A 15,243-nucleotide genomic window follows, 5' to 3' on the forward strand; every position below is an offset into this window, starting at 1 on the left:
AACTCAGATGCGTTCTGCGACGTACTCGGTGAGGTCGACGAGGCGGTTCGAGTAGCCCCACTCGTTGTCGTACCAGCTGGAGACCTTGACCAGATTGCCGCTGACGTTGGTGAGCGTCGAGTCGAAGATCGACGAGTGCGCGTTGTGCTGGATGTCACTGGAGACGATCGGGTCCGCGTTGAACTGCAGGTAGCCGGCGAGGCTTCCCTCGGCTGCCGCCTTGCGGTAGGCCTCGTTGATCTCATCGACCGTGAGGTCGGTGCGCTCGGTGACGAGCGTCAGGTCGACGATGGAGCCGGTGGGAACCGGAACGCGGTAGGACGAGCCGCTGAGCTTGCCCTCCAGCTCCGGGAGGACCAGGCCGATGGCCTTCGCCGCACCGGTGGAGGCGGGGACGATGTTGATCGCCGCAGCGCGAGCGCGGTGCAGGTCGCTGTGCGGGCCGTCCTGAAGGTTCTGGTCGGCGGTGTAGGCGTGCGCGGTCATCATGAAGCCGCGCTCGATGCCGAAGGCGTCGTTGAACACCTTGGCGAGCGGGGCGAGCGCGTTCGTCGTGCAGGAAGCGTTGGAGATGATGTGGTGGTTGGCCGCGTCGTAAGTCTCCTCGTTCACGCCCATGACGAACGTGCCGTCAGCACCGGTGGCCGGAGCCGAGATGAGGACCTTCTTCGCGCCGGCGTCGATGTGCTTCTTGGCGAGCTCGGCCTTGGTGAAGAAGCCGGTCGACTCGATGACGATGTCGACGCCCAGCTCGCCCCACGGGAGGTTGGCGGGGTCGCGCTCGGCGAACGCCTTGATCTGCTTGCCGTTGACCGTGATGCTGTCGTCGTCGAAGCTGATGTCGGCATCCAGGACGCCGCCCACAGAGTCGTACTTCAGCAGGTGCGCAAGCGACTTGTTGTCGGTGAGGTCGTTGACCGCGACGATCTCAAGGTCTGCTCCCTGCGCAAGAGCTGCGCGGAAGTAGTTGCGTCCGATACGGCCGAAGCCGTTGATGCCGATCTTTACAGACACTCAGGTCTCCTGTTTCTCGTGCGCTCTCGCGCGTTATCAATAGAGAATTCGTGGACGACGGCGTCCCGACGGGCTCTCGTCCGTCGGGACGCCCGTCTTGATTACGACAGTACCAGCAGGCCGTTCGTCTGCTTGCGGGCGACGTCGAGGCGCTGGGCCACGTTCTCCCAGTTGGCGATGTTCCATGCAGCCTTGACGTAGTCGGCCTTGACGTTGAGGTAGTCGAGGTAGAAGGCGTGCTCCCACATGTCGAGCTGGAACAGCGGAATGGTGCCCTGCGCGGCGTTGGACTGCTGATCGAAGAGCTGCTGGATGATCAGGCGCTGGCCGATCGAATCCCAGCTGAGCACGGCCCAGCCGGAGCCCTGGATGCCCATGGCCGTCGCAGTGAAGTGCGCCTGGAACTTCTCGAACGAGCCGAAGTACTCATCGATGGCGGCCTTGAGCTCGCCCTCGGGCTGTCCGCCACCGTTCGGCGACAGGTTGGTCCAGAAGATCGAGTGGTTGACGTGTCCGCCAAGGTTGAACGCGAGGTCCTTCTCGAGCTTGTTGACGTTGGCGAGGTTGCCGCTTTCGCGTGCTTCGGCGAGACCGTCCAGTGCCGCGTTCGCGCCGGTCACATACGCCTGGTGATGCTTGTCATGGTGCAGTTCCATGATCTTTCCGCTGATGTGCGGCTCGAGAGCTGCGAAGTCGTAGGGAAGGTCGGGGAGCGTGTAGATCGCCATGTCGCTTTCATCCAATCCGCGCCGCGCCGCGGCGCTTGTCGGTCCTCCACACCACCCGTTTGCGGTGCGGAGCAGACTTTTTCATCCTACTGACGTCAACGGCGGAGCGGTGCCGATCCTTCCGTCGATGACGAGAAAAGTCGACGAGCGCGCGGTGCCTGATCAGACGTCGAGGCCTGCGGGCACGGCGTCCTCCGTGCTGGGGATGCCCTCCTGCTGCGCACGCTTGTCCGCCATCGCCAGGAGTCGGCGAATGCGCCCAGCGACAGCATCCTTCGTGAGAGGCGGGTCGGCATGGTGACCGAGCTCATCGAGGCTCGCGTCGCGGTGGGCGAGACGCAGTTCGCCGGCGACACGAAGGTGATCAGGCACCTCATCTGCGAGGATCTCGAGCGCGCGCTCGACACGGGCGCACGCGGCGACGGCCGCCTGTGCGGAACGACGCAGATTGGCGTCGTCGAAGTTCACGAGGCGGTTGACCCCGGCGCGCACCTCGCGGCGCTGACGCATCTCCTCCCATGCGGCTGCCGTCTTCTGGGCACCCATCTGGCTGAGGATCGATCGGATCGCTTCGCCCTCGCGTACGACGACACGCGGCAGGCCACGCACTTCGCGCGCCTTCGCTGCGACACCGAGCCGGTGCGCTGCACCGACGAGAGCCATTGCGGCCTCGGACGTCGGGCAGGAGACCTCGAGCATTGCGGAGCGCCCGGGCTCCGAGAGCGAACCGGCGGCCAGGAAGGCACCACGCCAGAGCCCTGCGATCTCCTCGCGGGATCCGGTGGTCAGCCTGTTCGGGAGTCCGCGCACCGGACGGCGTCGCTGATCGAGCAGACCGGTCTGGCGCGCGAGGGTCTCTCCCGCTGCGATCACACGCACGGCATAGCGTGCCCCATCGTGCGAGCTGGCGGACTGCACCTGCGCGATCTCCGGCCGAACCCCATAGATCTCCGCGAGATCGCGTGCGACGCGACGAGCCAGCAGATCGGCGTCGACCTCGGCCTCGACGGCCACTCGACCGGCGATCGAGTGGAGTCCGCCGGCGAACCGGAGGATTGCGGTGACCTCAGCGACGCGAACCGTCGGGGGTGCGTTGCGGATGCTGACGAGTTCAGCTTTGACGTCGGTGGTTAATGCCACGGGACTCCTTGTAAAGCGACATGCGTCGGATCGCGACGCAAAGGAACAGTTTACCGGGCGCCGCGCCGTTCTATTCGCGGCCGAGGTCTCGGTGGCGCACATTGATCGCGACACCGGGAATCGAGGACAGCCGTTTCGCCAGTTCCTCTGCGGTGGCCACGGAACGGTGCTTGCCGCCGGTGCAGCCGATCGCGACGGTGGAATGCCCCTTGTTCTCCCGTTGATATCCCTCGAGCACGGGCACGAGTGCCGCGGCATATGCGTCCAGGAACTCCGACGCTCCCTCGCGAGAGAGCACATAGTCACGAACCTGCGCATCCTGACCGGTGAGGCCGCGCAACTCGTCGTTCCAGAACGGGTTCGGCAGGAAGCGCATGTCTGCGACGAGGTCGACATCGGTGGGCAGACCGTATTTGAAGCCGAAGCTCAGGATCGTCAACCTGTGCCGCGCCGCTCCCTCGTCGGAGAAGGCCTCGAACACCTGGGTCGCCAACTGATGGATGTTCAGCGATGACGTATCGATGACGATGTCTGCCGCTTCGCGCACCAGCGTCAGACGTGATCTCTCCAGTCGGATGCCGTCGAGCAGCGTTCCGTCTTCCTGAAGCGGGTGGGGACGCCTGACCGACTCGAACCGGCGAACCAGAACGTCGTCGGACGCATCGAGGAAGACGACGCGCACGCTGCCGCGTGAGCGCAGCGCGCGTGCCACCTCAGGGAAGTCGTTGAACAGATTGCGGCCGCGGACGTCGACGACCGCCGCGACCTTGGGCAGGGCTCCCCCGCCGAGGTCGGTCAGGTCGAGCAGCGGGCGCAGCATCTGGGGCGGGAGATTGTCGACGACATACCAGCCGAGGTCCTCCAGCGCGTTCGCCACGGTGGAACGTCCAGCACCGGACATGCCGGTGACGATGAGGAACTCGTTCTTCTCCTCGACGGCCATCGACACATCCTCTCCCTGTGGAGACCAGCCTACCGAGTCGCGAGGTGAGTATGGATGCTCTGCGCGAGAGTGGGTCCGATGCCCTGCACCTGCTGAATCTCTTCGGAACTCGCACCCCTGAGGGCCGTCACCGATCCGAAATGCTTCAGCAGCACCTTGATTCGGGACGCACCCAGGCCCGGAACCTCTTCCAGCACGGTCGTGATGTCGCGCCTGCGGCGCTTGCGCTGATGGATGATGGCGAATCGGTGCGCCTCGTCGCGGAGGCGCTGCAGCAGGTAGAGCGCCTCGCTCGTGCGCGGCAGGATGACGGGGAAGTCCTCCCCCGGCAGCCAGACCTCCTCAAGACGCTTGGCGATGCCGCAGAGTCCGATCTCGGTGTGGCCCGCATCGCGCAGCGCGCGAGCCGCCGCTTCGACCTGAGGCTTGCCGCCGTCGACGAGCAGCAGCTGCGGAGGATAGGAGAACCGCGGCTTCTTGCGGACGGTGACCACTTCGCCGTCGACGGCGAGCGGATCAGACAGGATCTCGGGGCCGGACGTCTCGATCACCGAGGCCGTCGACGCATCGACGATCTCCGCATCCACCTCGTCAGGGCGATCGAGGTAAGCCAGGCGACGCATGAGCACCTGATACATCGAATCGGTGTCGTCAGTGGTGTCGGCGATATTGAAGGAGCGGTACTGGTCTTTTCGAGGCAGTCCGTCTTCGAACACGACCATGGACGCGACCACGTTCGTTCCGCCGAGGTGCGAGATGTCGAAGCACTCGATGCGCAATGGTGCGGCGTCGAGGTCGAGCGCCTCCTGAAGATCCGTGAGCGCCTGAGTGCGCGCCACGTAGTCGCTGGTGCGACGTGTCTTGTGCCTGATGAGCGCCTGCGTCGCATTGAGGGTCGCATTCCGCATCAGCTCCGCGCGCTGGCCGCGCTGGGCGACGGCGATCTCGACCTTGCGTCCACGCCGCTCTCGCAGCCACAGTTCGAGTTCTGCAGCGTCGTCCGGCAGCGACGGCACCAGGATGCGCCGGGGCACATCCACGCCCTCGCCGTATGTGCGCTGCAGCACCTGTTCGACGAGCTCGGCTCCGGAGATGTCGATCTCCTTCTCGATCGTGGTGGCGCGCACTCCGCGCACGCGGCCTCCGCGGATCACGAAGTGCTGCACCGTCGCCGCGAGCTCGTCTTCGGCGATGCCGAACAGATCGGCATCCTCATCGGATGGCAGCACCAACGAGCTCTTGCCCAGCACAGCCTGGATCGATGCGAGCTGGTCCCGATACTTCGCGGCAGCCTCGTAGTCCATCGCGGCGGATGCCGACAGCATCCGCTTCGTGAGCTCCTTGGTGAAACGCTCGTCGCCACCGGCCATGAACGCGACGAAATCGTCGACCATCGCCCGATGCTCTTCGATCGTCACCTTCATCGAGCACGGACCGCCGCACTTGCCGATCTGACCGGGGAAGCACGGCCGCCCCGTCGCCATCGCGCGTTTGTAGCTCGCATCACTGCAGGTGCGGATCGGAAAAGCCTTGATCATCAGGTCGATGGTCTCGTGCACCGCCCAGACCTTCGGATACGGCCCGAAGTACCGCGCTCGAGGAATCTTGCGATTGCGAGTGACGAGCACGCGCGGCGCCTCATCGCCCAGCGTGACCGCCATGAACGGGTACGACTTGTCGTCCTTGTAGCGCACGTTGAACGGCGGATCGTATTCCTTGATCCACATGTACTCCAGCTGCAAGGAGTCGACGTCGGTCGGCACGACCGTCCACTCCACGGAGGACGCAGTCGTGACCATCCGCCTGGTGCGCTCGTGCAGGGTGCGCAGCGGCGCGAAATAGTTCGACAGCCGCTGGCGCAGATTCTTGGCCTTGCCGACGTACAGCACGCGACCCTCCGCGTCCCGGAAGCGATAGACACCGGGATCGGTCGGGATCTCTCCCTGCGAGGGCTTGTACGGAAGGACGTCGGCCATCAGCTGGCCTTCCGCGCCCCGCGTCCCGCACCGAGGATCTCGCCGAGGAACATGCCGGTGTGGCTCTCCTCGACGCGCGCGATCTGCTCCGGCGTACCGGTGGCGAGGATCTCACCACCACCCGAGCCGCCCTCCGGACCGAGGTCGATGACCCAGTCCGCCGACTTGATGACGTCGAGGTTGTGCTCGATCACGATCACGGTGTTGCCCTTGTCGACCAGCCCGTTCAGCACCTCGAGGAGCTTGCGGACGTCTTCGAAGTGCAGACCGGTGGTCGGCTCATCGAGCACGTAGATGCTGCGACCGTTGCTGCGGCGCTGGAGCTCGGTGGCGAGCTTGACGCGCTGCGCCTCACCGCCGGAGAGCGTCGTGGCCGACTGACCCAGTCGCACGTAGCCGAGGCCGACGTCGACCAGCGTCTTCATGTATCGGTGGATCGCCTGGATCGGCTCGAAGAAATCGGCAGCCTCCACGATCGGCATCTCGAGCACCTCGGCGATGTTCTTGCCCTTGTAGTGCACGGCGAGCGTGTCGCGGTTGTAGCGCTTGCCATGACATACCTCGCAGTCGACGTACACGTCGGGCAGGAAGTTCATCTCGATCTTGATCGTGCCGTCACCGGAGCATGCGTCGCAGCGACCGCCCTTGACGTTGAAGCTGAATCGGCCCGGCTGGTAGCCGCGCACCTTCGCCTCAGGTGTCTCGCTGAACAGCGTGCGGATGCGGTCGAACACGCCGGTGTAGGTCGCAGGGTTCGACCGCGGTGTGCGGCCGATCGGCGCCTGGTCGACGTGCACGACCTTGTCGAGGTTGTCGAGACCGGTGACGCGCGTGTGCTTGCCAGCGAGCGTACGTGCACCGTTGAGCTTGGAGGCGAGCACCCGGTAGAGGATGTCGTTGACCAGCGACGACTTGCCGGAACCGCTCACGCCGGTGACGGCGGTGAGAACGCCCAGCGGGAACTCTGCGGTGACGTTCTTCAGATTGTTCGCGCGAGCACCGACGACGCTCAGCATCCGCTTCTTGTCGATCTTGCGGCGCTTCTTGGGCATCGGGATCTCGCGGCGGCCGGCCAGATAGTCGGCGGTCATCGATTCGGTCTCGGCGAGCAGAGCCGAGTACGGACCGGAGTGCACGACGGAACCACCGTTGACACCGGCACCCGGGCCGATGTCGACCACCCAGTCGGCGGCCTCGATCGTCTCCTCATCGTGCTCGACGACGATCAGCGTGTTGCCGAGGTCGCGCAGCGTCTGCAGCGTCTCGATGAGGCGCCGATTGTCGCGCTGGTGCAGACCGATCGACGGCTCGTCGAGCACGTAGAGCACGCCGGTGAGCCCCGAACCGATCTGGGTCGCGAGTCGGATGCGCTGTGCCTCACCACCGGAGAGCGAACCCGCCGCGCGACTGAGATTCAGATAGGCCAGGCCCACCTGCAGCAGGAAGTCGAGGCGCAGTCGGATCTCGCGCAGTACCTGAGCCGCGATCTTCGCCTCACGGTCGGTGAGCGTCAGCGTCTCCATGAATCCACGGGCATCGGCGAGGCTGAGGTGCGAGACCTCGGCGATCGAATGCCCGTGCACCTTGACTGCGAGCACCTCGGGCTTGAGGCGGTTGCCGTCGCATGCAGGGCACGGCACTTCGCGGAGGTACTCGGCCCAGCGCGCGCGCTGGTTGTCGCTCTCGGCCTGGGCGTACTGCCGCTCGATGTACGGCACGACGCCCTCGAAACCGGAGGCGTAGCGCATCTCACGGCCGTAGCGGTTCTTCCACTTGACCGTGACCTTGTAGTTGTCTCCGCGCAGAATGGCATCCTGCACGTCGACGCGCAGATCCTTCCAGGGCGTGTCGAGGTCGAACTTGAGGTCGCGTGCGAGCCCCTCGAGCAGCCGCTCGTAGTACTGGAAGAGGCCCTTGCCCTGCGTCGTCCACGGGATGATGGCGCCCTCACGAATCGAGAGCTCCTCGTCATCGAGCATCAGATCGACGTCGACCGACATGCGCGTGCCGAGACCGGAACAGGTCGGGCAGGCGCCGAACGGTGCGTTGAACGAGAACGTGCGAGGCTCGATCTCGGTGAGCGTGATCGCGTGCCCGTTGGGGCACGCGAGCTTCTCGGAGTACGACTGCCACGCGTCGTCGCCTTCTTCGTCGACGAAGTTCACCTGAACCACACCGCCGGCGAGCCCGAGCGCGGTTTCGACCGAATCGGTGACGCGCCCGAGGATGTCATCGGATGCCACGAGCCTGTCGACCACGACCGCGATGTCGTGCTTGTAGCTCTTCTTGAGTGTCGGCGGCTCCGCCAGCTGGATGAGGTCGCCGTCGACGATCGCGCGCGAATATCCCTTTGCGCCGAGTTCACGGAACAGGTCGACGAACTCGCCCTTCTTCTGCGAGACGATCGGAGCGACGATCTGGTAGCGAGTGCGCTCAGGCAGCTCCATGAGCTGATCGGCGATCTGCTGGACCGTCTGCCGCTGGATCTTCTCACCGCACTCAGGACAGTGCGGAATGCCGATGCGCGCCCACAACAGACGCATGTAGTCGTAGATCTCGGTGATCGTGCCCACCGTTGAGCGCGGGTTGCGGTTCGTCGACTTCTGATCGATCGAGACCGCAGGGCTCAGGCCCTCGATGAAGTCGACATCAGGGCGATCCACCTGGCCGAGGAACTGCCTCGCGTAGGCGCTCAGTGACTCGACATAGCGACGCTGACCTTCGGCGAAGATCGTGTCGAACGCGAGGCTCGACTTCCCCGACCCGGACAGGCCGGTGAACACGACCATCGAGTCGCGAGGGATGTCGATGTCGACATTCTTGAGGTTGTGTACGCGGGCACCGCGAACACTGAGTTTGCTGGGGGTTGCAACGGGGACAATGGGCACCGAACAAGTCTACGAGGGGCCACTGACATTGGCTCCGTACGTGCACTCAGGAACGCGGAGCGCTACCCGCGAACGGCGACAACCCGTCTCGCAGCGCGGTCACCTGCTGAATGTCCATCTGCACGGCAGCCATCACCTGACGAGGGACGTCGAGAGCGCGCCGCCGAAGGTCCTGGCCGACCGATGTCAGGCTGATGTCGAGGCGACGTTCGTCTTCGCTACTGCGTTCGCGCATGATCAGTCCGTCCTTCTCGAGACGCTTGACCAGCGGGGACGCTGTCGCCGGATCCAGCGCGAGGTCCATGGCGAGATCATTGAGGCTGCGAGGCGAACGCTCCCAGAGCGCGAGCATCACGAGGTACTGCGGATGAGTCAGCCCGAGCGGCTCGAGGATCGGACGATAGATCGCCACGACATTTCGCGCAGCTGTCACCAGAGCGAAGCACAGCTGGTTCTCGAGCTTGAGGAGGTCGTCCGCATCAGTCACGGTCCGATTATACAGATTGGGCTAATCATTAGTACACTAATGAACATGTCGAACAGTTCTGATCGAGTGCCGCTCCGCACACGCATCCGCGAAGCCGGCGGACTGTATCGCTGGTTCAACAAGAACCTCATCCGACTGGCGGGGCCGGCGGCAGTGGGCCCCTACGAAGCCACTCCTCCGCCGACAGCCTCTCAGCGGGCCGAGCGCGCCTGTCCCCTGTGCGGTCGCCCCATGACCGAACACGAGATCGATCGATCAGGGCCGAAACCGCTCATGCACTGCCCGTGACCGACGTCGCTCGACGTCGCCTCTGAGCACGTGCGTCCGCCGAGCGTTAATCGCCTGCGCTCTCCCGTGCTGTGTCGATCCATGACATCAGCGCATCATCGTCCTCGATCACGGTCGGTGCCACGTCCAACCAACTCGGTCCCATCGTCTTCGCACCCATCACGGCAACAGACACACCGGGCTCGGTCAGCAGCGCGGCGCCCTTCTCTTCAGCGACTCGTACGAGGAGCACCCCTTCTTTGCGCGTGCCGACGAGGATACGACCGTGCAGCAGGAACGCGCGCGTGCCGAACATGCGCTTCTCCTCGAGCCCGGGCTCTGCCATCAGCAGCGCTCGAATCCGGTCGGCGAGTTCAGTGGCGGCAGCATCCATGATCGAGATCGCCGCCTACGCGTGCCCGGCGCGCTCCATGGCACGCAGCTCTTTCTTGAGATCCTGCACCTCGTCGCGAAGTCGACCGGCGAGCTCGAACTTCAGCTCTGACGCCGCGGCGAGCATCTGATCGGACAGATCCTTGATCATGTCTTCCAGTTGCTCGGCACCTTCGGCGGCGATGCCCTCTCGACGCAACTGGGGCGTCGGGCTCTTGCCGCGACCGGACTTCGTCCTGTTCTTGCTTCGCAGCAGGTCTTCGGTGTCTGACGCCTCGCGTGCCAGCACATCGGTGATGTCGGCGATCCTCTTGCGCAGCGGCTGCGGGTCGATTCCGCGTTCTTTGTTGTACGCGACCTGCTTCTCGCGACGACGATCGGTCTCTTCGATCGCCTTCGCCATCGAATCGGTCACCCTGTCGGCGTACATGTGCACCTGGCCCGACACGTTTCGGGCCGCGCGACCGATCGTCTGGATGAGCGAGGTACCCGAACGCAGGAACCCTTCTTTGTCAGCATCCAGGATCGCGACCAGCGACACCTCAGGGAGGTCGAGCCCCTCTCGGAGAAGGTTGATGCCGACGAGCACGTCGTAGACGCCGGCCCGCAATTCACTCAGCAGTTCGACCCGGCGGAGAGTGTCGACGTCGGAGTGCAGGTACCGCACGCGCACACCGTGCTCGCCGAGGAAGTCGGTGAGCTCTTCTGCCATCTTCTTCGTCAGGGTCGTGACGAGCACGCGCTCATCCCGTCCCGAACGCAGACGGATCTCCTCCAGCAGGTCGTCGATCTGCCCCTTGGAGGGCTTGACGATGATCTCGGGGTCGACGAGTCCGGTCGGACGGATGATCTGCTCGACCACGCCGTCCGCGATGCCCATCTCGTACTTGCCAGGCGTCGCCGAGAGATAAACGGTCTGACCGATGCGGTTCTTGAACTCATCCCACCGGAGGGGGCGGTTGTCCATGGCGCTGGGCAGGCGGAAACCGTGATCGACCAGCGTGCGTTTGCGCGAGGCATCGCCCTCATACATGGCGCCGATCTGAGGCACGGTTGCGTGGGACTCATCGATCACCATCAAGAAGTCATCGGGGAAGAAGTCGAGCAGCGTGTGCGGAGGCTCGCCGGGCGCACGGCCGTCCATATGACGGGAGTAGTTCTCGATGCCCGAGCAGAATCCGAGCTGCTGCAGCATCTCGAGATCGAACGTGGTGCGCATGCGCAGCCGCTGCGCCTCGAGCAGCTTGCCCTGGCGCTCGAACTCTTTCAAGCGCTCGGCGAGTTCATCTTCTATCGTGCCGATGGCCCGCTGGACGACATCCGTGCCGGCGACGTAGTGCGATGCCGGGAAGATCGGCACTGCGTCGAGCTTCTCGATGACCTCGCCGGTGAGCGGATGCAGTGTGTAGAGTGCTTCGATCTCATCGCCGAACAGCTCGATGCGGATCGCGTGCTCTTCATAGACCGGGATGATCTCGATGGTGTCGCCCCGCACCCGGAAGTTGCCACGCGAGAAGTCGACGTCATTGCGGTTGTACTGCATGGCGATGAACTGACGGATCAGCGCATCTCGGTCGTAGCGCTCCCCCACCTGCAGCGCGACCATCGCGCGCAGATACTCTTCCGGCGCGCCGAGGCCGTAGATGCACGACACGGTGGAGACGACGATCACATCACGCCGTGACAGCAGCGAGTTCGTCGTGGAGTGGCGCAGACGCTCGACCTCTGCGTTGACCGAGGAGTCCTTCTCGATGAAGGTGTCGGTCTGCGGCACATAGGCCTCTGGCTGGTAGTAGTCGTAGTACGAGACGAAGTACTCCACCGCATTGTTCGGCATGAGCTCTCTGAACTCGTTCGCCAACTGCGCCGCGAGGGTCTTGTTGTGGGCGAGCACCAATGTCGGGCGTTGCACCTGTTCGACCAGCCATGCCGTCGTCGCCGACTTTCCCGTACCGGTCGCACCGAGAAGGACGACATCTGTCTCGCCGGCATTGATGCGCGCCGCGAGCTCGGCGATGGCCTGCGGCTGGTCGCCCGCCGGCTCGTATTCGCTGATCACCTCGAACGGACGGACGCTGCGCGTGGGTTGCATGATTCCAGCGTAGGCGGAGCCTCCGACATCGGGGCCGTCCGGCATGCCCACGAGCCTGCGAAGATCACATCCCGCCCTATAGTGGGGCCGTGATCGAGTTCCTGATCGGCTCCAGCCTCGCAGCATCGGCCGGGCTCAACGCATGGATGCCGCTCTTCCTGCTGGGCCTCGCCGACCGCTTCCTTCCGGCAGTGGATCTTCCCTCCGGTTGGGCGTGGATCTCCAGCGACATCGCCCTGTGGATTCTCGGAATCCTACTGCTGCTCGAGGTCGTCGCCGACAAGATCCCCGCACTGGATTCGATCAACGACGTCGTCCAGAGCGTGCTGCGCCCGGCATCCGGCGGCATCGTCTTCGGTGCGGGCGCCAGCTCCCAGACGGTCGCCGTCGATGACCCTTCGTCGTTCTTCTCCGAGAACACCTGGGTCCCGATCGCCACGGGCATCGTGATCGCGCTGATCGTGCACGTCGTCAAAGCCACAGCTCGAATCACGGCGAACACAGTAACCGGCGGGTTGGCCGCTCCGGTGCTGAGCACAGCCGAGGACGGTGCGTCCTTCCTGCTCGCCGCACTCGCGATCATCGTGCCTGTGCTCGCCGGCATTCTCCTGATCGGCCTGATCGTCGCGGTCGTGATGTTCTTCCGACGGCGGCGTCGCAGACAGCTCTCAACCGGTCAGGTCGACGGCTGAGGGCGTAGGTACGGCGTGGTCGTCGACACCTTGATCAGTCCTGATCGCTCGAGGATCGGGCGGGAGAACTCGGTGCAGTCCGCGTTCAGAAATCTCTTGCCCTGCAGCAGGGCGGAACGCGCACGCCGGGCTGTCAGCGCGCGGTAGATGCCGCGGCCCCGCCAATGCGGCAGGGTCGCACCGCCCCAGAGGCCGGCGAAGTCGGTGTCAGCGACCGGCTCAAGGCGTCCGGCGCTCACGATGTCATCATCCACCAGCGCGATCCACAGTCCTGTGTCGGAGCCGGCCGACCACTCCGCCAGGGTGGCCTCCGCACGTGTCCGCCAGCCCTGGTCGGCGAAGACGCCGCCCAGCATCTCCTCCATCGCCAAGATCTCCGCCTCGTCGCGCACCTGCCGGATCTCCACGCCGGCAGGGACCCGCACCTCCTGAGCGAGCAGGGCGGCCTCGCCGATCATGATCGACTCCGGTTCCTCCGGCACGAAGCCACGGGAGACGAGGATCTCGTGCAGGCCGGGCGCGACGTCGTGCGCCCGCGTCTTCCATTCGACGTCAGTGACGTCGGAGCGGGCGCCGAAGTGCGCCAGGGCTGCGTCGACGAGTTCGGAGATCTCATCCGCGTCGGCGCCTTCGAGGGATTCGTAGGTGACGAAACCGTGCCCGCCAGGGAACACGGCGAACCACAACGACCCGTGGCGTCCGATGCTCGACACACGCAACATCTCTGATGAGGTGCGCAGTTGAGAGTCATAGGCGTTGAGGAACGTGTGATGCACGGGCTCGAGTCTAGGCATCCGTCGGTACGTCCGATCTCAACAGCACCGCCGCGATGACCGCGGCGACCACGCCCATACCGATGACCGTGGCGAGGAACCATCCCCAGCCGGAATGCCCGAACACGACGCCGAGCGCCCAGCCGAACAGGCTCGACCCTGCGTAGTACGCGAAGTAGTACAGCGACGGCGCCTGCGCACGGCTCTCCGGATCGGCGAGGACGGGGGCCCAGCTCGACGCGATTGCGTGCGCGCCGAAGAATCCTGCGGTGAACACGACGAGACCGATGAGAATGACGATCGGTATGGGGACGTACATCAACGCCGCCCCTACGACGAAGAGACCGATCGCCCAGAGCAGCACCGGGCGACGTCCGAGTCTCGCCGCCAGCGCTCCTGCTGACGGCGACGACACTGTGCCCGCCAGGTAGGCGAGGAACAGCAGCGTGACCAGCCAGACCGGTAACAGGAACGGCGGCGCGATGAGGTGGAAGCCGAGGTAGTTGTACACCGCGACGAACGCTCCCATGAGCAGGAAACCCTGTGCATACAGCGCCAGCAGTCGTGGCGAACGCAGCGCACGGGCGAGTCGTGCGAGCATGCCGGGGCCGGCATCCGATCTCATGCGTCCCGGCACGAAGCGTCGTGCGCGCGGGACAAGCCAGAGGAAGAGCACTGCTGCGGCCGTGCACAACACCGTGACGCTCCAGACGCAGACGCGCCAATCGAACGCCTCAGCCAGCGGCCCCGCGACCAGGCGCCCGGACAGCCCACCGACGGTGGTGCCCGCCGTGTAGCTGCCCGCGGCGGCCGCGACATACCGCGCATGCACCTCCTCGCTGAGATATGCGAGCGCCACCGCGGGTACCGCACCGAGCGCGAGCCCCTCGCCGAGACGCAGCGCCAGAAGCACCGTGATCTCCGTGCTCAGCGGCGCCGCGAGCCCGAACGATGTGGCCACGATGATGCCGACAGCCATCGCGGGGATCCGCCCGATGCGATCGGCGACGAGCGACCAGGGGATGACGGCCGCAGCGATCCCAAGCGTCGCGGCCGAGACCGTCAAGGCCGCCGTGGATGCCGGCACCTCGAGATCGGCGGAGACCTGCGGGAGAACCGCCTGCAGTGAGTACAGCTGCGCGAACGTGGCGACGCCGGCGAAGAACAACCCGGCGATCAGCCGTCGATACGACCGTGTCCGGGGCACATGCCCTGCGAAGTCCTCCGGATTCACTCCCCTGCGAGCCGCTGCCACAGGGCATCCACCTGCTGTTCGGTCTGTTCAATCTGTCCGGCGGTATCGATCACGACATCCGCGATCGCGAGCCGCTTCTCGTCCGACACCTGGGCGTCGATACGATTCTGCGCCTCCTGCGGTTCCATCCCGCGCAGCTCGGTCAGCCGGTGCAGTCGCACGGCGGCGGGAGCATGCGCGACGACGATCAGATCCCATGGGTCGTCGACGCGGGCCTCGACGAGCAGCGGCACGTCGTACACGACCACCGCGTGCGGGTCTTCGGCGAACGCGGCTTCGAATCGGCGCTGCGACTCACGTCGCACAGCGGGGTGAACGATGCCGTTCAGCCGCGCGAGCGCATCGGGGTCCGAGAAAACTCGCGCGCCGAGTGCTGCGCGATCCAGCGCCCCCGACGAATCGATCAGTTCGTCACCGAAAGCCGCTGCGATCGCACCGAGCACCGGCGTGCCCGGTGCCTGCACATCGCGCACGATCTGATCCGCATCCACGACCACCGCGCCATGCGCTTCGAGCCGACGGGCGATCGTGGACTTACCGGAGGCGATTCCCCCGGTCAGCGCGATGAGAGGCATGGAGCCAGTCTATGGTCGTG

General features: G+C 65.1%; 14 protein-coding genes. 2 read left to right on the top strand and 12 right to left on the bottom strand.

Annotation, left to right across the window (positions count from 1 at the left end; all coding sequences use genetic code 11):
* Positions 1-3 precede the first annotated feature (3 nt).
* The 7 genes from gap to QFZ46_RS00330 all read right to left on the bottom strand — a co-directional run bounded on the left by gap (position 4) and on the right by QFZ46_RS00330 (position 9,176).
* The gene (gene gap, locus QFZ46_RS00300; protein ID WP_307357129.1) at positions 4-1,014 is read right to left on the bottom strand and encodes a type I glyceraldehyde-3-phosphate dehydrogenase; all 1,011 of its coding nucleotides are present in this window, start codon (positions 1,012-1,014) and stop codon (positions 4-6) included.
* Positions 1,015-1,115: 101 nt separating this feature from the next.
* Entirely contained in the window at positions 1,116-1,742 is a 627-nt protein-coding gene (locus tag QFZ46_RS00305; protein WP_307357130.1) for a superoxide dismutase, read from the bottom strand.
* A gap of 162 nt (positions 1,743-1,904) precedes the next feature.
* Entirely contained in the window at positions 1,905-2,882 is a 978-nt protein-coding gene (gene whiA, locus QFZ46_RS00310) for a DNA-binding protein WhiA (protein ID WP_307357132.1), read from the bottom strand.
* A 70-nt stretch (positions 2,883-2,952) separates the two neighbouring features.
* A complete protein-coding gene (gene rapZ / locus QFZ46_RS00315) occupies positions 2,953-3,825 on the bottom strand; it encodes an RNase adapter RapZ (protein WP_307364427.1) in 873 nt (290 codons plus the stop codon).
* A gap of 29 nt (positions 3,826-3,854) precedes the next feature.
* A complete protein-coding gene (gene uvrC, locus QFZ46_RS00320; RefSeq protein WP_307357135.1) occupies positions 3,855-5,801 on the bottom strand; it encodes an excinuclease ABC subunit UvrC in 1,947 nt (648 codons plus the stop codon).
* Positions 5,801-8,689, bottom strand: a complete 2,889-nt coding sequence (gene uvrA / locus QFZ46_RS00325; RefSeq protein ID WP_307357139.1) for an excinuclease ABC subunit UvrA — start codon at positions 8,687-8,689, stop codon at positions 5,801-5,803. The genes uvrC and uvrA overlap by 1 nt, the downstream gene beginning before the upstream one ends.
* Before the next feature lie 46 nt (positions 8,690-8,735).
* Complete coding sequence (locus QFZ46_RS00330; protein ID WP_307357142.1) at positions 8,736-9,176, bottom strand: MarR family winged helix-turn-helix transcriptional regulator; 441 nt, start codon at positions 9,174-9,176, stop codon at positions 8,736-8,738.
* Between the two features lie 39 nt (positions 9,177-9,215).
* Between QFZ46_RS00330 and QFZ46_RS00335 the strand changes: the two genes are divergently transcribed.
* Positions 9,216-9,464, top strand: a complete 249-nt coding sequence (locus QFZ46_RS00335) for a hypothetical protein (RefSeq protein WP_373457622.1) — start codon at positions 9,216-9,218, stop codon at positions 9,462-9,464.
* 46 nt (positions 9,465-9,510) lie between these two features.
* Here QFZ46_RS00335 and QFZ46_RS00340 read toward each other — a convergent pair whose 3' ends face one another.
* On the bottom strand, positions 9,511-9,837 hold the full coding sequence (locus QFZ46_RS00340; RefSeq protein ID WP_307357149.1) for a TfoX/Sxy family protein: 327 nt from the start codon (positions 9,835-9,837) through the stop codon (positions 9,511-9,513).
* A 15-nt stretch (positions 9,838-9,852) separates the two neighbouring features.
* A complete protein-coding gene (gene uvrB / locus QFZ46_RS00345) occupies positions 9,853-11,928 on the bottom strand; it encodes an excinuclease ABC subunit UvrB (protein ID WP_307357152.1) in 2,076 nt (691 codons plus the stop codon).
* Positions 11,929-12,017: 89 nt separating this feature from the next.
* On the opposite strand from uvrB, the gene QFZ46_RS00350 reads away from it, so the two are divergent.
* Entirely contained in the window at positions 12,018-12,620 is a 603-nt protein-coding gene (locus QFZ46_RS00350; protein ID WP_307357153.1) for a DUF4126 domain-containing protein, read from the top strand.
* Here QFZ46_RS00350 and QFZ46_RS00355 read toward each other — a convergent pair.
* From QFZ46_RS00355 to coaE, 3 genes are read right to left on the bottom strand one after another with little or no spacing between them, the layout of a single operon-like run.
* A complete protein-coding gene (locus QFZ46_RS00355; protein WP_307357155.1) occupies positions 12,605-13,396 on the bottom strand; it encodes a GNAT family N-acetyltransferase in 792 nt (263 codons plus the stop codon). The two genes, QFZ46_RS00350 and QFZ46_RS00355, sit on opposite strands and share 16 nt — an antisense overlap.
* Before the next feature lie 10 nt (positions 13,397-13,406).
* Positions 13,407-14,648, bottom strand: coding sequence for an MFS transporter (locus QFZ46_RS00360; RefSeq protein WP_307357157.1), 1,242 nt, complete (start codon positions 14,646-14,648; stop codon positions 13,407-13,409).
* Entirely contained in the window at positions 14,624-15,223 is a 600-nt protein-coding gene (coaE, locus tag QFZ46_RS00365; protein ID WP_307357163.1) for a dephospho-CoA kinase, read from the bottom strand. The genes QFZ46_RS00360 and coaE overlap by 25 nt, the downstream gene beginning before the upstream one ends.
* Between the last annotated feature and the right edge of the window lie 20 nt (positions 15,224-15,243).

Origin of the sequence: Microbacterium murale, assembly GCF_030815955.1 — a bacterium.
Lineage (GTDB): Bacteria > Actinomycetota > Actinomycetes > Actinomycetales > Microbacteriaceae > Microbacterium > Microbacterium murale_A.